Here is a 21778-nt window from a genome sequence, read left to right as displayed (position 1 = left end):
AGAATAGTATAAACACCTGCTATGTGATAAAATAAGAGAAATAAGATAGAGAGATTCATTCAGAAATAGTAAGGGTGGTGACTCTGAATTGGAAAGATATCTGTTTAAGATTGATAAAGAACTATTTGAATTTAATGCGATGGAAATGGACAATACGTTGGTCCACTTTTTTACGGAAATAGATATAGCAGAAGAAACATTTACAATGGAAAATGATCAAGGATTACGCAGAAAATTTTCGATTGATTGGCAAGATAATCTCTTGCAGGGAAGGGGAATTAAGGGCTTCTTTGCTCCTTATTCTGCAGGATTTTTATCAATATTTTTAGAAGACCGTATAATCAAAGTAGCTGCTCAACATCAAGTTTCTGCCGATAGTTTTCAGGGTGATTTACACAATCGGAACCAGGCGCAATCAGTCCTAGATTCCTTAACGAATTTAACAAATGACTCTGAAAAGTGGTTCCAGTTATATTACACTGCAGAGCAATTCCGGACTAATTCAAGCGATAACGAGCTGCTTTGTCTGCCTTATGTCCGTGAACTAGAAACATTTGATTACCAGGTTAAAACAGTTCAGGCGGTGATCAGCCGTTTCAAGGGGCGGGTAATGCTGAGTGATGAAGTTGGCTTAGGAAAAACGGTCGAAGCTGGAATGGCTATGCTTGAATATATTATGCGGGGACTAGCAAAGCGAATTTTGATTGTAGTCCCTCCTTCACTTGTCGGGCAATGGGAAAATGAAATGAAAAGAAAATTTAACCAGGACTTTATCCGGGCAGATCATCCCGATTTTAAGAAAATGGGTGATGATGCGTGGGAACATTATCCAAAAGTGATTGCTTCAATTGATACAGCTAAGCGAAAGAAGCATCGGGAGGTTATTTTCAAGCAGCAATATGATTTAATTATTGTTGATGAAGCCCATCATTTGAAAAACCGAACTACACAGAAATGGCAGTTTGTCAATGGGATTAATAAAAAATATATTTTCTTGTTAACGGCTACACCGGTACAGAACCATCTGGAAGAACTATATAATCTGATTACCCTTTTAAAACCTGGGCAATTAAGAACATATAGTTATTTTAAGAAAAACTTCGTTGAAAGTAAAGACGGAATAGAGGCTAAGAATGTGGACAGGCTCAAAAGTCTGCTAGCGGATGTTATGATTCGCAACAAACGCAGCAACGTGGACGTTACCTTTACTAAAAGGACGGCATATACGAGGACAGTCGAGATTTCAGAGCGGGAAAAGAAGTTATATAACAATCTGAGTATCTTTGTTCGCAATAACTATAAAGTGAAGCACCCAGTACTTAACCGTTTTCGGCTTAAGAATCTTCAAGAGCAGGCAGGAAGTACGATTTCGGCACTTATTCCTTCTTTAGAGGGACTTGCAGCCAATGAGAAATTGTCAGATTTTGACCAAAGAGCAATGAGAAAGTTCCTGGATGAGGCGAATGCGATCTCCTTAAACGATGATGAAGTTCATGCAAAGGCAGAGGAACTTGTAACCATTTTAAATGAGTTTAACGATAAGATGATTGTCTTTACCAAATTTGCATCATCACAGGCATATATTAGTAAGTTGCTAAAGAAAAGAGGCTTTAAAGTTGCTGAATTCCACGGTGGGCTGCGTCGGAAGGACAAGGAAGAACAAGTCACATTTTTTAGAGAAGAAGCGGATGTATTAGTAAGTACGGAAGTCGGCGGTGAAGGAAGGAATCTACAGTTTTGTCATGGGATGATTAACTTTGACCTGCCTTGGAACCCAATGGCAATCGAACAGCGAATTGGAAGGATTCATCGGATTGGACAGGAAAATGATATCACAGTCTATAATCTTGTGGCCAAGGACACAATTGAATATTATATCCTGGATTTGCTGGATCGCAAAATTAATATGTTCGAACTCGTTGTCGGTGAAGTGGATGCCATTTTAGGTGATATCGAGGAGAAGGAGGATTTTTCCGAACTGATCATGAAAGCCTGGGTTGATTCTGAAACGAACGAAGAAGTGGAAACAGAATTGGATCAGATTGGTGAAGAGCTTCTGAAAAATAAGCAAAGATTAGCTAAACAAAAACAACTTGATGATACATTATTTTAAGTAAGATGGAGGTGCTACATGCAATTACAGCAATTTGTTACGGGAGTAGTGGAAGAAATGGGTGGGGTAGTTATTCCGGTTGAGTATGCCTTATGTCATGTCCTTATTCCTGAAGCATATAGGCCTTATTTTCAAAATAAGACAGAATTGGAACTTTCATTTGATTTTGAAGTTGCACAAGAAAACCCGAATTCAGAATTTGTTACGTTTGGAAGTTTTGTCCTGGAACAATTACTGTCAATTGTCTATCAAAAGGCAAACAGTACACTTCGATTTGCGGAAGTTGAACGACTGGATCCTGGTAAGCCATTGAAAAAAATCACGCAGTATATGGAGGACGAGCCAGGAAAGGTGACCATTGGCGAAGAAAGACCTGTCCTCGGTATATGGGCCGTTTTCCAATATAATATTACCTATGTTGCGGATGAAAAAACAGAAGACACAGAGCAGGTATGGGTGAATTTACTTACAAATGAAATCAGTCAGTCAATGAAACGGGAACAAAACCGGATTATTTATAATGAAGAACCGCTATACACATATCCGATTCCGGCTGCTGTTGAAATGTCTGAAGCATTTGAGCAGGCAACAAAACACGTGAAGGAAGTGGCAGAACAGCACAGGACGAATCAATCAACTGAAAGGCTTCTAGAGAAAGATGTCGATAGAATTACAAACTATTACAAAGAACTTTTAGAAGAGAACAAAGGAAGAGCGAACCGAAAAGGATTGAGTGAGGAAAAGAAAAAGGAACTTGCTGATAAATCAGAAACAATCGAACTGGAGCGGGACAAACAGCTTCAGGAAATCTATCATAAATATAATGGCCAAATTGAACTGAATATTGACAATGGTATCCTACATTTTATTCCATTACTTGAATATAAAGTAGAAATTCAATTTAGAACTGATATCAAAAAGAAAGTCCTCTACTATAATCCAATTACAAAAGACTTTTTCGAAGGGGTAGGACGAGACCACTAGATCGGGTGCCTGTCACTTCCCGTTATTTGGCGAATGGTGTCGAATAATAGTATTGGAAAAATTGTAGGCTGTTAGTTTTGGTTGCGCTATGGATGTGCTACGGGAGCTGGCAGCTTTTTAATTTTGCTTTGGAAATTTATTTTTAGCGTTTAGGTTAAATGGAATTTGGCGGTTCTTAATCTGCTGATTTTCCAACTTTTTAATGGGAAATGTAAATTTGTGCGATTTAACAGTAAAATATGGATATGTTGCCCGATTGTTATTGATCATAATAATGCTACAATTAAGGCATAATAGTGAAGAAAGGGGATGTTATTATGCCTTAAATTCGTCCAATAAAGGATTTACGAAATACAACAGAAATCTCTGAACTATGTCACCAAAGTAAGGAACCGGTTTTTATTACAAAGAATGGTTATGGAGATCTAGTTGTCATGAGTATGGAAACCTATGAAAACTCTTTAGCAAAGTTGGAGTTATACCAGAAGTTAGCTGAAGCAGAAGCACAAATGAAGAACGGAAAACTTTTAAATGGAGAAGAGGTCTTTAAGGTTCTAAAGAAAAAACATGGAAAGTAATAAATTCGCGATTAAAATTACACCAAAAGCATTTGAAGATTTAGATGATATTTATAGCTGTATCTCTCATGGGCTTTACAATGAAGGTGCAGCTGACAATTATGGAAAAGATTGAAACAAGTATTATGAGGCTAAAGGACTTCCCGTTTTCGTGCAGTTTGGTTACGGATGAAATATTAAAAGATAAAGGTTACCGTAAGCTCATCGTTGAAAATTACATTGCATTATATCTAGTTAGAAAAGTAGAAAAACAGGTTATTGTCATGCGTGTTCCGCATGGCGGACAAAATTACCAAGATATTATTTAGTACTATCCCCTAAGTTGTGAGCAATCGTCACCTCCTGATACATCCCTCTAATTAAGATCTGGTGCCTATTACCTCCCAGTAAGCCTTTTAAATCTATTTTAATGAACAGATAGATATATTAATAGACAGAGGATTAACAGTCGACGATAGATCCTATGCATATAGGGTCTTATCTCACGCTAATTATTATAGATTAAGTGGTTATACTTATACTTTAACATTTAGAAAAAATGATGAATTTTATAAAAATGTTACTTTAGAACAAGTCATGCAGATTTACAATTTTGATGCAGAGTTAAGAGGTCTATTGCTATATTTCTTAGAGAATATTAGGGTTTCAATTAGGACGCACCTTGGGTATTTTTATTCTGAGAAATATGGTCCAAACCCCTCGATAAACATCCAAAAGACATTAGCTCCACAACAACCCAGAATGGAAATTGTTTATTATAGTTTTCATTATGATGTTTGATAAAAATTTCATTTCTTTCATCATCTTTAATACGCTTAATTTCTTGATGAAATATTTCATAGTGCCTTCCATCTACAAAATTATCCTTATTCATATCCCAATGGATAGTTAAAATTTCCTCTTTGGTAGTAATGGTTTCCGTGCTTAATCCATGCGCTTTAATTAATTTTAAGTCTGAGGGAGTTACAATAGCATCAATCTCATAACCACCATCACGTTCACTTATGTGCTCTGCTGAATCTATTCCCAAATTCACAAGTTTGTCCAATGCAGCTCTATCTGGAGAAAAAATTGTAACCAATTTCGTATGTTCTTCAACTATAGGAATAGAGTCTTCGTGCCGAACTGATGGATGATGGTGAATGGGATAGTTCACCCGCGTGTTCAGGTAAAGGAATTGTTATTCTGGAAACGCAACAAAGCTCGGGTATAACGTACCGTGTAGACTATGATAGAGTTGATGCAGAAGGTCAGAAGAGAGAATTACATATCGAATGCGCAATACAGGTAACAATCATGCCCATCAGCATGTTGAAAATGAGTTAAAGAATTGGGAAATTAGGCCTTTATCCTGTTAACCTCAAACGATATAGCATTGTCGTGAAACTTATTTATAACCTACTGACAGCTGTTGCGATAAGACCTTTGCAAAGTCAAGTGCAAGGTCTGGTTTTTTCATCATTTTAAACAGTCCAGTTTTGCAAATGCCCATGTGGCTTATTTGGTCTTTTATAGTGGTTGTATCTTTAATATATTATAACTAAGGGCAAGCTATTTTTAGCTTTCTAGATAGTAAGGGTGATGAGGATGGATCAACGCAGTATTGCAATTTTAACTAAACTTGCAGAATCAGATTCGTACATTTCTGTTCAGGATCTTGCGGGCGTATTTAATGTATCAAGACGTACCATCTATAATGAACTTGATAAAATCAATAGTTGGCTTTCAGAACATGACTTTTCTGAAATAAAACAGGTTCATTCAAAAGGTCTCTATATAGAACAGGATGCAAAACAACAAACCTTGACTAAGATTCGGCCATCTAATATCCCATACTATGAATTCTCGCCAGCGGAACGCAAAGCATGGATTTATCTATACCTTACGATCCAAGCGAAGTCATTCTTTCTTAGTGACATCATAGATCTATGCCGGGTAAGTAGGAATACTGCGTTGGAAGATATTAAGAAATTGAAAGATGAATTAAATGATTGCCAGATAACCTTATCCTCTGAAAGGAAGCAGGGGTATATTGTTACAGGAAATGAAAGCGATATCAGACGTGCCCTTATCGATTACGTGGCTTTAGTTATTCCTGAGAATGGCTGGTATGGTTTGGTGGCTGGTTTGGAAGAGGGTCTTGAAAGTGAGAGAAGTTCCATTTACGCTATTTTTAAATCGAAGGAACTGCGTTTACTAAATCAGCTTATTCGAGAATATGAAACACAAGAGAAACTTGAGTTTACGGATAATGTTCTGGATACGCTTGTTATTTGGTTTTATTTATTCCTAAATCGTATAAAGCAAAACCAATTTGTGAAAATAGATCCAGATGAGAAAGAGGTTTTACGTGCAACTAGTGAGTACCAGGGAGCGAGGAGCCTAGGCATTGAGCTTGAAAATGAGATTCATATTAAAATAACAGTTGACGAAATATGTTATTTTGCTGAGTATTTGCTTAGTTCTAAGGTGAATCAAAATTTAAGTTTACAGTTTCAAAATAGAGAGTTGAAATCGCTTCAACTTGTTGTGAAGAAAATGATACACGATTTTCAAATTTATGCGGCTGTAGCGTTCCCTGACCCTGAGCTAATGTACAAGAATATTTTACTTCATATAAAGCCAGCGTATTATCGGATTAAATATGGTATTAGTATTGAAAATGCTTTGCTTGATTCCGTAAAACGTAACTACCCAGAAGTGTTCCATCTGACCAAAAAAGTGATTCATCATCTAGAAGATGTAATTGGGTTAACCGTTCCGGAAAATGAACTTGCATTTATTGCTATGCATTTTGGGGGTTGGCTGCGAAATGAGGGTGTGGTGATTGAGTCACAACGAAAGCAGATGTTAATTGTTTGTACGAATGGTTTAGGTACATCACGCCTTTTAGAAAGTCAGATGAAAGGGTTATTCTCTGATGTAGATGTTGTAGGGGTTAAATCATTACGGGAATATGAAAAAATGAATTTGTCAGTCGACTTTATTGTTTCTACCATCCCACTTTCAGACAGAGGGATTCCGATTTTTGTAGTAAGTCCTGTGTTGAATAATGCGGAAAAGGAACAGCTACTAAAAAAGGTTAACAGTCTTTTCCGAAGGTCATCCACTTCCCAAAATTATTCCGTGGATACTGTTATGGGCATGATTGAACGTTATGCCACTATCAAAGAGGAAGAGAACTTACGACAAGAACTGCATCAGTATTTTCATGCACCATTAACCGTGGAGAATGAAATGTTGAAACCAAGCTTAAGTGACTTGTTGGCAGCGGATAAAATTGTTTTCCAAAAACGAATAGGGAATTGGGAAACAGCAATTAGAACTGCAGCACAACCATTATTAACCGGGGGCTCCATTCAGGGGAAGTATGTATGTAAAATGATTGATATTGTAAAAGAAAATGGGCCATACATGGTTATTTCCAATTTAATCGCCCTCCCACATGCGACTGGGGATGATGGTGTAAATAAAACAGGAATGAGCATGCTGCACTTAGAAGAACCGGTAGATGTGATGGGCAAAGTTGTACAAATTTTTATTGTACTAGCACCAAAGGATAATGAACAACATCTAAAGGCATTGGCTCAACTTACTAGGTTATTTTCTAACCAATCGTATAAAGATGAAATGTTACAAGCAACAACAAGAGAACAAATTACAAATTTAATACGTATACATTCAGACGAATAGTATGGCGCAAATAGATAGGGGTTGAGTGGAATGAAGTTTTTGGATAAAAGTTTGATTAAACTGGGAGCAGAAGTAAACAATGCTCAGGAAGCAATTGAAGAAGCGGGAAGACTACTATTTACCGAAGATCTTGTGGAGCAGTCGTATATTGAGGCGATGGTAAAAGCTTATAACGAAAATGGACCATATTTCGTTCTTGCTCCAAAAATTGCAATTCCTCATGCAAGACCTGAGGATGGGGTGAAAGAAGCATCTGTATCCTTTGTACAACTAAAGAAGCCGGTGGTATTTGGCCATGCCTCTAATGATCCTGTCCAACTAATATTTGGACTTGGGGCGTCATCAAGTGATGAACATTTAACTCTATTAAAAAAGTTAACTAGTCTATTAAATGATCCAGCTAATATAGAGGCTTTAGTTCATGCATCAAGCTACGAAACGGTACAACAACTAATAGAAAGGGAGCGATAAAGATGATTAAGATTTTAACAGTTTGTGGATTAGGGCAGGGAACAAGTTTAATTTTAAGAATGAATGTAGAACAGGTACTTGGAGAAAGAAATATCCGAGCAGATGTCGAACATACCGATGTTTCTACTGCTTCAAGTATGGAGGGAGATTTTATTATTACGAGTAATGAACTAGCAGAAAGCTTAGTGGGACACAACGCTAAAGTCATTATTGTTAATAACTACTTTGATATGGAAGAGATTAATAAAGTAGTTGATGAAAATATTATACAAAAAGATTAGGTTGTAATAAATCTATAGGGGGCAGAGGAAATGGATGTTATTTTTTGGATTGCTACGAATATATTTGGCCAAGCAGCTATTTTATTAGGTTTTATTGTACTTTTAGGTCTACTATTGCAGAAAAAGACAGCTAGTCAAACGATCAGCGGAACGTTCAAGACAATTATCGGGTTCTTAATTATTGGTGCCGGTGCAGGCGTAATCGTAAACGCTTTAACGGTATTTGAACCATTATGGAAGGAAGTCTTTAATCTTTCGGCGGAACCGCTGGGCGACTTTATGGGGCAAGAGGCTTTTAATGCTAACTTTGGTAGTGCAGTCGCGTTAGCAATGACACTTGGTTTTGTCATCAACGTTGTGCTAGCCAGATTTACACGTTTTAAATATATTTATTTAACAGGTCATATGATGTTTTGGACCACCACGATTTTTGCAGGTATTGCGGTTCAAGCAGCAGGGGATGTTTCATTCGGAAAGCTAGTGATATTCTTAGCAGTTATTATGGGGGTATACTGGACGCTTCAACCAGCAGCTACTCAACCATTAATGCGTAAAATCACTGGTAACGACAATATTGCACTCGGACATACGTCCGCTTCTGTGGCGTTACTGGGGGCACTTGCTGGTAAGCTACTGGGAAATAAAGAAAATGATTCGGAAAAAATAAAATTACCAAAGGGCTTGGAATTTTTAAGAGACTCCAACGTAATTACTGCTTTAACAATGGGATCACTATTCTTAGTTGGAGCAATCATCATTTCCTTCAAGGATACGCCTGGTGCGCAGGAATTAGTTGCCATGGCTGGTGATCAAAACTTTATTATATACGCTATTATTCAATCGTTTACCTTTACTGCAGGTATTGCAGTTGTGCTCATGGGTGTACGCATGTTCATAGGTGAAATGGTTCCTGCTTTCAAAGGGATAGCAACAAAAATAGTTCCTGGTGCAAAACCTGCTTTGGATAGTCCAATTGTTTTTCCGTTCGCACCAAATGCAGTGATTCTTGGTTTCCTAGGATCTTTTGTCGGAGCTTTATTGTGGTTAGTTGTTTTAGGTAATACAGTCGGATATGTCTTTGTACCGACGATGATTGTATTGTTCTTCCATTCTGCAACTGCTGGTGTATTCGGAAACGTTACTGGTGGTGTGCGTGGTGCTTTACTAGGTGGATTTATTACAGCTACTGTTGTGGCCTGGGGGCAGTTTGTTACAGTTAAATTCCTTCTTTCCGATACCATTCCAGATACTGCAATGTGGGCTGCGGATTCGGATATGTTTATACTAGGACCAATTGTCCGCTTTTTAGCACAGTTATTCTTATAAACAACCATATCAAAAGGAAAGAGAGCCTACTTTCTTTCCTTTTGCATTTTAAAGGGAGTGTTTCTAAATGAGCTTTATTCGAACTTTTCATGGAGATATAGAACCAGGTAAATTAGGTTTTACTTATTCACACGAGCATATTGTGTGCAGACCACCATACTGGGTGGAGCATGAAGCAGATGATTTGTTACTTGATGACAAGGAAAAGTCAAAGCTTGACGTACTTGACTTTAAGAATCTCGGTGGTCAGACTATTGTCGATGCTACAGCAGTTGACTATGGCCGGGATGTGGATGCAGTAAGGCAAATAGCTGAGGAGACTGGGGTTACAATTGTTGGGACTGCAGGATTTAATAAAAGCTTTTTATGGAATGCGCCTATTCCAGATGGAGTGAAGAATGTAGTAGGCAACTTCAGTACGTTTCATGAGTGGATCGAAACAAAAACGATTAACGAATTAGCTGATTTTGTTGTCGAAGAAATTGAGGAGGGATTACAAGGTACAGATGTGCGCGGTGGACAAGTTAAGTTCGGCACGGGATACAATCGAATAACCCCTCTTGAGGAAAAAACATTACGCGCAGTTGCGAGAGCATACCACGAAACGAAAGCTCCGATGCATTCGCATACAGAAGCAGGAACAATGGGACTTGAACAAATAGAACTTTTGAAAAGTGAAGGGGTAAACCTTGAACATATCAGTTTTGGTCACATGGATCGGAATCCGGATCCTTTTTACCATCAAAAAATGGCGGAAACAGGTGCGTTTCTCTGTTTTGATGGCATATCAAAGATAAAATACGCTCCGGAAAGTACTCGAATTCATTGTATATTGGAGCTTGTCAAAAAAGGTTACGAAGATCAAATACTAGTAAGTGGAGATACTGCGCGAAAATCGTATTATAAGCACTATGACTTTGGTTTAGGTTTGGAAAATATAATCGGCAAATGGGTTCCGCGTTTTATTGAGGAAGCAAATGCAAATGGGTTTGATGGAGAGAATTTGGTAAATAAATTTTTCATTGATAATCCTGCGAGATGTTTTATGTTTAAGAAATAACAGTAAGTAAAGGTGAAAATGGATGGTGATAGGAAATGCAAATGCAATATCAAAACTCGTATGATATAAAGGAACAAATTAATAACTCAAAAATAGCAATTCTACCAATTGGAGCAGTTGAGGCACACGGCCCCCATTTACCCCTGGGTACCGATAATCTATTGGCAGAACGACTTTCAGAAAAACTAGCAGATCGTGTTAACGGCTTGCTCCTTCCAACTTTACCATATGGACAAGTGTGGAGCCTACGTAACTTTCCTGGAAGTATCACTATTAGTAACGAATCCCTAATTCGTTTTATTGTTGATATTGGGGAAAGTCTTTTCAAACAGGGATTTAGGACATTTGCGATGGTGAATGGACATTTGGGGAACGGTACTGCGTTAAAAGAAGCAGCTCGCGTACTGTACGAGTCCTGTCCTGAAATGAAGGTTCTCTACCTTTTTTATCCGGGGATGAACAAAGCTGTTGCAAAGATTCGTGAAACTGACTCTGCACATGGTACCTATTTTCATGCGTGTGAAATTGAGACGTCCTATATGCTCTATTTAGCACCAGAGTATGTGGATATGGATAAAGCAATTACTGATATCCCAACGATACCGGCCCATGCAGATGTCACACCTACACCGTGGGAAGAGTTTACAGAATCAGCAGTGCTGGGTGATGCAAAACTAGCTACAAAAGAAAAAGGAAAGTACGTCATCGATATCGCGCTAGAGAACATGGTTAAGCTTGTTATGGGGTAACAAAGCTGTGAAGGAATGGTGAAAATTGATATGAAACGTAAGCTATACGATAAATTTTTGTTTAATTTTTTAGCGAGTGACAAAGAAAATGCTTCGGATATTATGGAGGCAGGTAGGGGATATGTTGTCCCCGGTATTGTCTCCGATCAATTCTACACAATTGATAGTGCTGTTGATAAGGTTCACGAGTTAAAACGAGTAGCTGAGGTGGTTAGTGTTGGTCTTGGTGGTGGCGGTAATACAGCTAATTGGAAGCGGGTTTTGGAAATAGGTGCTGCAGCTCAGCCTGGCCATTTAAACCAACCATTCGAAACGTCATCCTATACAAAGGGATTTTTAGATGGACATGATGTGTCAAATCAATTGGTAAATGCACTCGTGAAACCAACAGGACAAGTAGGGAAGATACAACTTTCTTCTGGATTAATTATGAGTGTTGAGGAGTTCATCGAAGTTGCGGTAGCAGTCGGCATAGAAAGTATTAAGATGATGCCTGTAAAAGGTGCGCAACATTTGGATGAACTCATTTATTTAACGAAAACAGCTGCTGATAAGGGAATTCGGGGTATTGAACCAGCAGGGGGAATAGATGCGAGTAACATCGGTCAAATTTTTAATGGGATCAGGGGAATCGATATTGAATTCTTTATGCCACATATATTTGGATCTACTATCGACAAACAGACCGGCAAAACAATTCCAAGCAAGGTTGAAGAAATACTACACGTTTCGGAGGGGAAATAAATGATTAATCAGTACATGCAAAAAATCCATGCATTGTTAGAAGTAGTTGAAAAAGAAGAATATAAAGCAATGAATGAGACTGCACAAAAGGTTGCAGAAGCAATTCAAGATGGCGGTGTCATCCATTTATTTGGCTGTGGCCATTCACATATACTAACAGAAGAGGTTTATTATCGGGCCGGTGGTCTAGTGCCAATTCATCCGATTTTACATGAGCCACTAATGCTTCATGAAGGTGCCGTCCGCTCCTCAGAATATGAGCGTAAAAACGAATATGCAAGTTCTTTTATGGAAGAACAGGATATTCGTGAAGGGGATGTGATTTTTGTTATTTCCACATCGGGTCGTAATCCGGTTCCTGTTGATGTGGCGCATATTGCAAAAAAGAAGGGGGCATTCGTGATTGGAATTACATCACACGCATATTCTTCAAGCAAACCATCACGCCATCATAGTGGAGAACATTTATATGATGCAGTTGATTTAGTGATTGATAATCATGCTCCTGTTGGAGACGCATTGCTAAGGCATGAAGATGTCAAAGTAAATTTTTCACCAAGTTCAACAGTTATTGGCTCAACCATTTTAAATGCAATATTTGCGGAATCGATTACGGTAATGGCTGAAAATAACTTTGAGCCACCTGTATTTCTAAGCGGTAATATTGATGGCGCGGATGAACATAATGAGAAGTTGATTGAGAAGTATCGAGAGAGGGTTAAGTTATAGGTTTTTGTGAATGAGGAATAATCATAGGGACGGTTCTCTTGCTTTCTAATGAATAAGGTTGAAGAAAGAGAGACGGGTTAGATCCGTCTTGGCATCTTTTTGACTTTCTTAGGACAAGAAAATGATCCACTCGTGCTATAAGAGAGCCACCTGATTATCGTTTATCGCTCCAGGAAACTTGGCGTGGACAGTTTGAACGATACTATGACCAATCCATTGCTAGCTTGTTTCTCTTTCTAGAGAAATAAGCTGTTGAGAGAGGTTACTTCTAAGAATACAAGGATAATAGCTGGCCAAACGCTTAGAAAAGAAAGCAAGAAGACACTGTATTGGAGTACTGGATTAATGTCAGCAAAGGTAATTAGTATTGGTTTAAAAGGCTTGGAAAGGAAAGAGCGTGTTGCCGCTGCGTTACATAGTATGGGCTTTCCATTAGTAGATTTAAAAGTAACGATTAATCTTTCTCCAACCGAACAGAAGAAAAACGGGCCGCTGTTTGATCTAGTATTCTTGGTATAGTCAAGAGCGGGAAATTCCTAAAAGGGGGTTTATCGATGCTTTATCTTTGGATCCGTTCTTCCTGTGCAAGGAATGTTTGCAGATTTTCTAGCAGCAAAAAGACTACGGTTAAAGAAACTTTTTCTCCCATTCAATTCCACTATTCCTGAGGTAAGTAGTTTTGGCCCCAATTTATTTTGGGGCTATTTTTTTTAGGTGGAAATTAGGTGGAAATCCAAAAAGGGTTGGTGTAATGGCAGAATAAGATTGAACTAATTTTTCAAACACTTACGTATTTGACAACTAATTAGCACATAACCTATAGACGACATAAAAACAGAATTGTGCTCGAATAATTATGACTACTATTATTTTTTAAATCAAAAAACTAGTAGTTCTATTAAGCTGTAATATGGAGGTTTAAAATGGGTAGTGTAAAGAATGTGAAAGAAGAACAACTCAAAGCGCTATTGTCTAGTGTTTACACGAAAGCTAATGAAGGTGCATCGTTACAAGAAGTTATGAAAAAGCTTACCAATGAGTTACCTGAAATTATGAGACAGGAAAAAGCAATTAAATAATTGGTATAGGTAACACACCTTTTTATCCTGACAAAAACATTAGATACTAACAAAAATTGTCGTGTTTTCTGTTATAATAAATTTAACTCACTTAATGATTTGTATAAATTTGAATTGAGGTATAAAGATGACGAAACAAAAAAGAACAGATAGACGAAAGAAACCAAAACGTCTATTCCTGAAGATTAGTCTAGCAGTAATTTTAGTTCTACTTCTTGGAGTAGGTGGTTATGCATTTTCTATTTATAGCAATGCCAAGCAAACAGTGAATGAAAAAATCCATAAAAGCGTTTCAACCATAAATACAGAAGTGACGAAGAAGAAAATTAACAAAGAAAAGCCGCTTAACATCTTGTTGTTAGGTGTTGATAAACGTCCAGGAGATACGGGACGATCAGATGCATTAATGGTACTTTCCTTAGATCCAAAGAATAATGAAATGCAGTTGATTAGTGTACCAAGAGATACGCGTACTCAAATTGTTGGAAAAGGTTTTAAAGATAAAATTAATCATGCTTATGCATTTGGTGGCATTGATATGTCTATTGCAACCCTCGAGAATCTACTAAAAATAGAGTTAGATTATTATGTTGAAATGAATATGCAAGGTTTATCAGAAATGGTAGGAGCTGTAGGTGGTATTACAGTAAACAACTCTCTTGATTGGTATGATGATGGTATTTATAAGAAAGGCTACCATTATCAAAAAGGCGAGATTGCACTAAACGGACCTAAAACTATGGGATATGTTCGTATGCGTTACGCGGACCCAGCTGGAGACTTTGGCCGAACACAGCGTCAAAGAAAAGTTATACAAGCTGTCATTGATAAGGGTGCAAGTGTTGCATCTGTTAACAAGATTGATACTATGGTAGATGTATTAGGTAACAACATGGCAACTAATATGGACTTTGATGATATGAAAAACCTATTATTTAATTATAAAGACGTACGTCAAAATGTTGTTAGTTATATGATGAAAGGTAACGGCACGATGATTGATGGTGTCTATTATATGCTTGTACCGGATGAGGAAGTTGAGAAGGTGCATGGGATGATAGCGGGATAAGAATCATAAGGGAGAGACCTACACTTACAGAGGAGTGTAGGTCTTTCTTTAGACACAAGCAAGATGAATATTTCAGATTAGGAGCTTGCTTCAGCAATATCCTCACATCATTTAATTCTTTTCCAATTATACACAACCCAATCCCCCTACTTAAGTTGAATTATATTTTTTAAAACACCTTCAAAAAAGGTATTGCTATTCCAATTTAATTGTTGTACTATTAGTAATAATCAAATAGAAATGCACGAGACACACGTTTTGGTCTTGGGTGGAGATGAGGAGAACCCTGTGATCAATAAAATGTATTACATCTTTTTGTAGTGCGTTTTATTGTTCATGGGGTTATTTTTATACATTTTTCTATTACGAGGGAGGAATAGGCATGAAGGTCAAGTTATTAGCATTATTTAGTGTATTGCTGGCTGTGTTTACTCTTGCAGCTTGCAGCAGTGATGTGGGATCTGAAGAGGAAACTACAGAGATAGACTTTTATTTCCCTGTTGCTGTTGGTGGAGATGTCGCTAACATGGTGGATGATATGGTTGCTGACTTTGAGGGTGAAAATCCAGATATTAAGGTAAATGCATTGTATGGAGGCAGTTACTCAGAAACAATGACGCAGGTAATGGCTGCTGTTCAAGGTGGAAATCCTCCTGAACTGGCTGTGCTATTCTCGATTGATTTATTTACATTACTTGAGAATGATGTAATTGAGGAGATGACTCCTTTATTTGATGAAGCTTACCTGGATGATTTCTATGATGCGTTTATGGCAAATTCCAAGGTAGGGGATAAGGTTTGGAGTCTTCCTTTCCAAAGAAGTACAATCGTTCTTTACTATAATAAAGATGCTTTTGCTGAGGCAGGTCTTGATCCGGAAGCACCTCCTGAAACATGGGAAGAGCTTGTGGATTATGGTAAAAAGCTGACAGTTAATGGTGGTCAGGATCAGTGGGGGCTTGAGATTCCAAGTACTGGTTATCAATACTGGATGTTCCAGGCGTTAGCGCTGCAGACAGAGGACAATATCATGTCTGAAGATGGGAAAGAAACTTACTTTGATGCCCCATATGCTAAAGAATCTATGGAATACTGGCTGGATCTTAGCCAAGAGCACAAGATCATGCCTGAAGGTACCATCGAGTGGGCAACAGTTCCATCTGATTTCCTGAGTGAAAGAACAGCGATGATGTACCACACTACTGGTAACTTAACAAACGTAAAAGACAATGCTGAATTTGACTTTGGTGTATCTTTCTTGCCAGCTAATAATCAATATGGATCACCGACTGGTGGCGGTAACATTTACTTATTCAAAGATGTACCAGAGAAAAATAAAGAAGCAGCTATCAAGTTTATGAAGTTTCTAACAGAACCTGAGCGTGTAGCTCAATGGTCAATTGATACAGGATATATTGCTACAAGAAAATCAGCTTACGAGACTGATAAGTTAAAGCAGTATGTGGAAGAGTTCCCTCCAGCGCTTGTGGCACGTGAACAGCTGGAACATGCCGACAGTGAACTAGCTACGTATCAAAGTGGGGAAGTTCAAAAAATCTTTAATGATGCAATACAGTCTATTCTAACAGGAGGCAGTACTGTTGAAGAAGGATTGGCAAAAGCGCAAAAAGAAGCTGAAGAAGTGCTCGAACCTTTTCAGGAGTAGGCGCAGTTAACCATTTATGAAATTCACTAAACTAATAAAGAGAAGCTCAGATTACAATAATTGAGCCTCTCTCTTTTATACAACCAGGGATTGGAGGTTTTTATAATCTAATGAGTAATCCAAAGAGAAAGTTCAAGAAGAGATTTAGTTTAGGCTTCAGGCAGAATATATTTGCTTATTCTCTATTACTGCCATCTTTTATCTTTCTAGCATTATTTACTTTTTACCCGATGCTTAAATCAATTCATTTAAGTTTGTACAGTGGACCAATGACAAGACTGAAATTCTCAGGGGTTGATCAATATAAAGAGGTTTTTACGGATGATGTATTCAGACAGGTAATAGTCAACAACCTTATATTTGTAGTCGGAACTGTACCGACAAGTTTGTTGTTAGCAATGTATCTGGCGATTTGGCTTAACAAAAAAATGAAGGGCAGTGCCTTGCTTAGGACTTCATTTTTTTATCCAACAGTTATTCCATTAATAGCGGTTGCGAATATCTGGCTATTTGTTTACACCCCGCAGTATGGATTACTGGAAAAGTTCCTCAATATGTTTGGCGTTAACGGACCTAACTGGCTGGGAGATCCTAACACCGTAATGATTGCGATGATACTCATGATTATATGGAAAGACTCAGGGTTCTTTATGATATTTTATTTAGCGGGCTTACAGAACTTGCCAAATGATGTCTATGAAGCTGCGAGAATTGAAGGGGCAAAACCGTTTCAAATGTTTAGGCATATCACGTTCCCACTACTGATGCCGACAACGCTATTTGTAATGATTGTATCAATAACAAATGCATTTAAAAATGTGGACCATCTCTATATTATGACTAAGGGTGGCCCTGATAATGCCAGTAATTTATTGCTTTACTATATTTATGAAGTGGCATTTACAAACTGGGATCTCGGGAAAGCTGCAGTTTTAACTGTAATTTTAATCACAGTTTTACTTGGAGTTACTGCCTTTAACTATTTATATTTAGATAAAAAGATTCATTACTAAGAGAGGAGGAGTTATTTTGAAGATAGCAAATTATACCCTTATTGTCATTCTGGGAATCATTTTCCTCATTCCATTAGTTTGGGTTTTTATAACTTCTTTTTCCCAGGGAAATGAAGTTATTGATGGTTCCTTTCCGCTCTGGATATCAAATCCTACCTTTCAGAATTACATAGATGCATGGAATACTGCTCCGTTTCTTTCTTATTACTGGAATACATTTGTCATCGTATTTGGCATTCTAATTGTCCAGATGTTTACCATTACACTTGCCGCCTATGCGTTTGCTAGACTGGAATTTAAAGGGAAAAATATCCTGTTTATTCTGTTTCTGCTACAGTTAATGATCCAGCCTGAAATTCTATTATTCCCTAACTATCAGATTATGGGTCAGCTGGGTCTGGTAGATACAAAGTTAGCTGTAATGCTGCCTTATTGGGCTTCAGCGTTTGGGGTATTCTTGTTAAGGCAAACTTTTAAGCAGGTGCCATATGATCTGGATGAGGCTTCTAAAATCGATGGCAGTAAGTGGTGGCAGACACTATGGCATGTCTATATTCCTGCAGCAAAACCAACGTATATTGCGTTTGCACTGGTTTCAATCAGCCATCATTGGAGTAACTTCATGTGGCCATTGATCATCACGAATTCGGATGCAAATCGCCCATTGACTGTTGGTTTGGCAATGTTTGCACAATCTTATGAGACAGGGGCACAGTGGGGAATGGTAACAGCTGGAACGGTAATGGTTATTTTTCCGTTGCTTATTGCATTTTTTATCTTCCAGAAGCAATTTGTATCAAGCTTTATGCACTCCGGGATTAAATAGGTGGTGGTATAATGGAAATTCATTTTCTTGGGACCGGTAGTGCTTATCCAGGAGCTAACCGGGATAACACGTCATTATGTATTGTTAATAATCGGTACAGTGTTTTAGTAGACGTTAGTGGAAATCCCAGTTTGAAGCTTAAGCAGATAGGTGTTGAATTAGTTGAACTAGATGCCGTTATATTTACGCATTTTCACATCGATCATATCTATGGGCTTCCATCCTTATTGTGGGGAATGTGGCTTGAAAATAGAGTAAAGCTATTAACCATCTATTGTGATCATCGAAATGAAGCAAAGTTGAATGAATGGTTAGTTACGATGGAAGCTGAAAAGTGGGCAATTAATTTTCCTATTGTAATTGAAACATTTAACGGAAACCAAAATCAGGAGCTGATAGCCTGCGAAAATATGCAGATGTCCTGTTTTCCAGCACTTCACTCTGTACCAACAATTGGGCTTGAAATAAAGTGTGATAACAAACTTATCATTTACTCAGGTGACAGTGAAATCAACTCACGCATTCAGACATATAAGCATATAGATGTATTAATTCATGAAGCAACCTCAGCTATAAATGCTGCTCCAAATCATACGAGCCTGACGCAACTAACAGAAGCGTATGAACTTAATGCCATAAAGGATATCGTACTTGTCCATTTGAGTGACAACGAGCCATATGAAGAGAAGTTAACTGGCAAGATTAAATTAGCAGAAGAAATGATGTGTATAACAATTTCATAATTACTATATAGGAGACATCTAAATAACATGTTGTTCTTCAATGGTATTATGAAATACATTAACCAGTATAAAAAAATAATATACAAGGATAGAGAATAGGAGATATCCCTTGGGCAATGAAAATCCAATTATCAAATTGGTTATTTCGTCAGGCTCAAGGGATTATTTTTTTCTAATCCGCTGGAGGACCATATGAAAGATATTAAGGGGTTTATATTTGATTTAGATGGAACAGTTTATCTTGGAAACCAGTTAATTAAAGATGCAGATACTGTCATCAACAGTCTAAAAAAAGAAGGCAAGGAAATTTTGTTTCTGACAAATAAAACAATCGAATCGAGACGTAAATACGTTGAGAAATTGAAGAGCTTCAACATTGATGTAACGATAGATAACATCCTTAATCCGACAGTTACGTTAATCAATTATTTAAAGACAAATCATCCAAATGCAACTCTATATGTCATTGGTGAGCAGATTATCAAGGACGAGATTGCGTTCGCGGGTTTTGAAGTGGCAGATCGACCTGAACAAACAGATATTGTTATTTTGTCATGGGATCGTAACTTCCATTATGATCACCTTAATTTCGCTTATCAGGCGGTAAAAAGAGGAGCAAAAACGATTGCCACTAACCCCGACAGAACCTGTCCAGTCGAGTTTGGGGATGTACCGGATTGTGCAGGGATGATTGGGGCATTAGAAGGTGTTACTGGAAAGAAGATTGATGTGCAAATCGGCAAGCCGTCGGTATTTACTATTGAAGCTGCAATTAATATTCTCAAACTTCATCCCGAACAATGTATCATGATTGGGGACCGGCTGGAAACTGATATCCGAATGGGTGCGGAAGCTGGAATGAAAACTGCTTTAGTGTTAACGGGGATTACTGTGGAGGATGATGTTGCAGCATCCGAGTGGCAGCCGGATTATGTGCTCCCATCGGTCAGTGGAATATTGTCCACACCAAAAATCACAAGGTTACAATAGCCTTGTGGTTTTTAATTTGTCTTCTTATTATTTGATTTGTCTTCATGTGTAAGTGAGTGTTTATGAAATTCATAGTTTCAGCCAATGAAAAGTACTATCCGTGACATAATTTTTGTCTTTGAGTATAAATAGTTTATCAATGAATGACAGACGTTCACCACTCATCCAGCTCCAAGTGAATAAAATGTAATAATCCTTTGGATGTATGGGGACCGGTCTTATTTTATTCTACTAACTAGTACAAAAGTGTGGTATTTTAATAGGACAAAGATATTAGTTAGAGGAGAAACAATATGCTGAAAGATGTGCTGATAGACATAACAGAAAATTTCCATGATCTTGGCCATAACGGTTCTGAAGTAGATGCGATGATGGACTCCGTTAGTGGAATGGGGCATCGAATAAAGTATGGTCATGATTTAGAAGGTGCAATTGAAGCGTACCATATAGACGGGATTGAAGGAATTGGGCTTTGGTTTGATCATATGATGAAGGATTTTACTTCACCGCAAGGTATACCCCTGCCATTTTCAGAGGCTATTTATGAAGCAACTGGAATGGAGATGGATACTGCGATTGACTGGTTAACGGTAAATGCTGCTGACGCTATCGAACTTGGTGGACAAGCAGCAGTAATGCCATTTTTGAAAAAGAATAAAAAGGCATATAAAGGTGCGGTTGCAACCGGAATGGCATTAGGCTTTGTGGATGACAATCCATTGTTAATTGCCTATAATACGTTCCTTTGTTTGAATATGTACAAAAAATCGGGGAAGCAATTACCGATACTAGACCACTCCTTACATTTCCTTCAAAAAGGCATGGCGATTACGTCCAAAGTATGTGTGGGTGCAGCGGTCATCGACATTGGAATCGCGGTGGTTGGAATCAATCTCGCGGAGGTCATTGAAGGGACAGAAGCACTGTTTGATAATGTCGATGTTATCGTGGAGGGTGCATCCGTAACCGCCGACATAGTTGACGGTGCGGCCATATTAGGGGTAGGCATTCTCTTATCAAAAGGTGTAAAAAAAGCAGCGAAAGCGATAAATCAAGACAAAAAGGAGCAGTATGAGAAAAATGCTCCAAAAGCACATGCTTTAACGTCGTTATCAAAAGTGTTGAAAATTGGTGCGCCCGGTGGAATGGTAATTGTATTGGTAGATTATTTGAATGTCGATGTTTGGGATGACCAAGACCTGCTAGAGGAGTGATCAGGATGGTAATAGGTGCTTTTTTACAGGGAGCAAAAGGAATTCATGATAGTAAGCAATTAGATAAGAAAAACGAAGAAATTAATCGCGTTCTCCATAAATACTCCTCTCGGGAAAAGTTTCTCCGAGATATTGACGACATATTTGAACGTATTATTGCGGAAAATCAGTTACTATTTGCTGATTATATGGTGAAGCGATCAGCATATAAGCACGATATGAAAAAAAATGAGAAGACATGGGCGAAGGTGAAAGTAAAGATGAATGAAAACATTAAACAAGCAGAAGAACGATTAAATAGGGAAAAAGCAACAAAGCTCGATGTAGCAAAATTAATTACAGGACTTTCCCAAATGTCAGGGGAATTCGATAAAGAAATACAGCGCTTAAAACAAGAGTATGGAGAGGATAAAAACTTAATCGAGCAATTAACTAGTTCAGTTACTGACC

At 37.9% G+C, this 21778-nt stretch carries 22 protein-coding genes and 3 pseudogenes; 24 read left to right on the top strand and 1 reads right to left on the bottom strand.

Features of this window, described 5'->3' with window-relative positions; translation table 11 throughout:
• Positions 1-88 precede the first annotated feature (88 nt).
• The 5 genes and pseudogenes from ACOI1D_RS08780 to ACOI1D_RS08760 form a co-directional block, all read left to right on the top strand.
• Complete coding sequence (locus tag ACOI1D_RS08780; protein ID WP_422500899.1) at positions 89-2113, top strand: DEAD/DEAH box helicase; 2025 nt, start codon at positions 89-91, stop codon at positions 2111-2113.
• 18 nt (positions 2114-2131) lie between these two features.
• Positions 2132-3097 carry a hypothetical protein gene (locus ACOI1D_RS08775; protein WP_422500897.1) on the top strand — a complete coding sequence of 322 codons (966 nt, stop codon included), beginning with the start codon at positions 2132-2134 and terminating at the stop codon, positions 3095-3097.
• 326 nt (positions 3098-3423) lie between these two features.
• Complete coding sequence (locus ACOI1D_RS08770; protein WP_422500931.1) at positions 3424-3675, top strand: type II toxin-antitoxin system Phd/YefM family antitoxin; 252 nt, start codon at positions 3424-3426, stop codon at positions 3673-3675.
• 68 nt (positions 3676-3743) lie between these two features.
• A complete protein-coding gene (locus ACOI1D_RS08765; RefSeq protein WP_422500895.1) occupies positions 3744-3983 on the top strand; it encodes a type II toxin-antitoxin system RelE/ParE family toxin in 240 nt (79 codons plus the stop codon).
• Positions 3984-4074: 91 nt separating this feature from the next.
• Positions 4075-4329: pseudogene (locus ACOI1D_RS08760) on the top strand (Abi family protein); the annotation flags it as partial.
• On the opposite strand, the gene ACOI1D_RS08755 reads toward ACOI1D_RS08760, so the two are convergent.
• Positions 4325-4549 (bottom strand): Abi family protein, encoded by a 225-nt coding sequence (locus ACOI1D_RS08755; RefSeq protein ID WP_422500930.1) that lies wholly within the window; start codon positions 4547-4549, stop codon positions 4325-4327. The pseudogene ACOI1D_RS08760 and the gene ACOI1D_RS08755 sit on opposite strands and share 5 nt — an antisense overlap.
• 293 nt (positions 4550-4842) lie before the next feature.
• Here ACOI1D_RS08755 and ACOI1D_RS08750 point away from each other — a divergent pair.
• The 19 genes and pseudogenes from ACOI1D_RS08750 to ACOI1D_RS08660 all read left to right on the top strand — a co-directional run.
• Positions 4843-4977: pseudogene (locus ACOI1D_RS08750) on the top strand (mannose-6-phosphate isomerase); the annotation flags it as partial.
• A 285-nt stretch (positions 4978-5262) separates the two neighbouring features.
• A complete protein-coding gene (locus ACOI1D_RS08745) occupies positions 5263-7368 on the top strand; it encodes a BglG family transcription antiterminator (protein ID WP_422500894.1) in 2106 nt (701 codons plus the stop codon).
• A 30-nt stretch (positions 7369-7398) separates the two neighbouring features.
• Positions 7399-7839: a PTS sugar transporter subunit IIA gene (locus ACOI1D_RS08740; RefSeq protein WP_422500892.1), complete on the top strand. Its 441-nt coding sequence runs from the start codon at positions 7399-7401 to the stop codon at positions 7837-7839.
• A 5-nt stretch (positions 7840-7844) separates the two neighbouring features.
• A complete protein-coding gene (locus tag ACOI1D_RS08735; RefSeq protein ID WP_422500929.1) occupies positions 7845-8120 on the top strand; it encodes a PTS sugar transporter subunit IIB in 276 nt (91 codons plus the stop codon).
• Positions 8121-8150: 30 nt separating this feature from the next.
• Positions 8151-9446 (top strand): PTS ascorbate transporter subunit IIC, encoded by a 1296-nt coding sequence (locus ACOI1D_RS08730; RefSeq protein ID WP_422500890.1) that lies wholly within the window; start codon positions 8151-8153, stop codon positions 9444-9446.
• 67 nt (positions 9447-9513) lie between these two features.
• Entirely contained in the window at positions 9514-10506 is a 993-nt protein-coding gene (locus ACOI1D_RS08725; RefSeq protein WP_422500888.1) for a phosphotriesterase family protein, read from the top strand.
• Between the two features lie 35 nt (positions 10507-10541).
• Positions 10542-11255, top strand: a complete 714-nt coding sequence (locus ACOI1D_RS08720) for a creatininase family protein (protein ID WP_422500887.1) — start codon at positions 10542-10544, stop codon at positions 11253-11255.
• Positions 11256-11285: 30 nt separating this feature from the next.
• Positions 11286-11999: a KDGP aldolase gene (locus ACOI1D_RS08715; RefSeq protein WP_422500886.1), complete on the top strand. Its 714-nt coding sequence runs from the start codon at positions 11286-11288 to the stop codon at positions 11997-11999.
• On the top strand, positions 12000-12728 hold the full coding sequence (locus tag ACOI1D_RS08710) for an SIS domain-containing protein (RefSeq protein WP_422500885.1): 729 nt from the start codon (positions 12000-12002) through the stop codon (positions 12726-12728).
• A 252-nt stretch (positions 12729-12980) separates the two neighbouring features.
• Entirely contained in the window at positions 12981-13247 is a 267-nt protein-coding gene (locus ACOI1D_RS08705; RefSeq protein WP_422500883.1) for a magnesium chelatase domain-containing protein, read from the top strand.
• A 404-nt stretch (positions 13248-13651) separates the two neighbouring features.
• Entirely contained in the window at positions 13652-13807 is a 156-nt protein-coding gene (locus ACOI1D_RS08700; protein ID WP_422500882.1) for a hypothetical protein, read from the top strand.
• Between the two features lie 127 nt (positions 13808-13934).
• Positions 13935-14876, top strand: a complete 942-nt coding sequence (locus ACOI1D_RS08695; RefSeq protein ID WP_422500881.1) for an LCP family protein — start codon at positions 13935-13937, stop codon at positions 14874-14876.
• A 382-nt stretch (positions 14877-15258) separates the two neighbouring features.
• Positions 15259-16542, top strand: a complete 1284-nt coding sequence (locus ACOI1D_RS08690) for an ABC transporter substrate-binding protein (RefSeq protein WP_422500880.1) — start codon at positions 15259-15261, stop codon at positions 16540-16542.
• Between the two features lie 110 nt (positions 16543-16652).
• Positions 16653-17555, top strand: a complete 903-nt coding sequence (locus tag ACOI1D_RS08685; RefSeq protein WP_422500878.1) for a carbohydrate ABC transporter permease — start codon at positions 16653-16655, stop codon at positions 17553-17555.
• A 16-nt stretch (positions 17556-17571) separates the two neighbouring features.
• Complete coding sequence (locus ACOI1D_RS08680; protein WP_422500876.1) at positions 17572-18381, top strand: carbohydrate ABC transporter permease; 810 nt, start codon at positions 17572-17574, stop codon at positions 18379-18381.
• A gap of 11 nt (positions 18382-18392) precedes the next feature.
• Positions 18393-19124 carry an MBL fold metallo-hydrolase gene (locus ACOI1D_RS08675; protein WP_422500875.1) on the top strand — a complete coding sequence of 244 codons (732 nt, stop codon included), beginning with the start codon at positions 18393-18395 and terminating at the stop codon, positions 19122-19124.
• Between the two features lie 192 nt (positions 19125-19316).
• Positions 19317-20114: an HAD-IIA family hydrolase gene (locus ACOI1D_RS08670; protein WP_422500873.1), complete on the top strand. Its 798-nt coding sequence runs from the start codon at positions 19317-19319 to the stop codon at positions 20112-20114.
• A 293-nt stretch (positions 20115-20407) separates the two neighbouring features.
• Positions 20408-21328, top strand: coding sequence for a hypothetical protein (locus tag ACOI1D_RS08665; RefSeq protein ID WP_422500871.1), 921 nt, complete (start codon positions 20408-20410; stop codon positions 21326-21328).
• A gap of 5 nt (positions 21329-21333) precedes the next feature.
• Positions 21334-21778 (top strand): annotated as a pseudogene (locus ACOI1D_RS08660) (hypothetical protein); the annotation flags it as partial.

Origin of the sequence: Virgibacillus sp. DJP39 (assembly GCF_049310925.1) — a bacterium.
Taxonomy (GTDB): domain Bacteria; phylum Bacillota; class Bacilli; order Bacillales; family Amphibacillaceae; genus Virgibacillus_F.
This window is presented reverse-complemented; position numbering and strand designations above follow the sequence as displayed.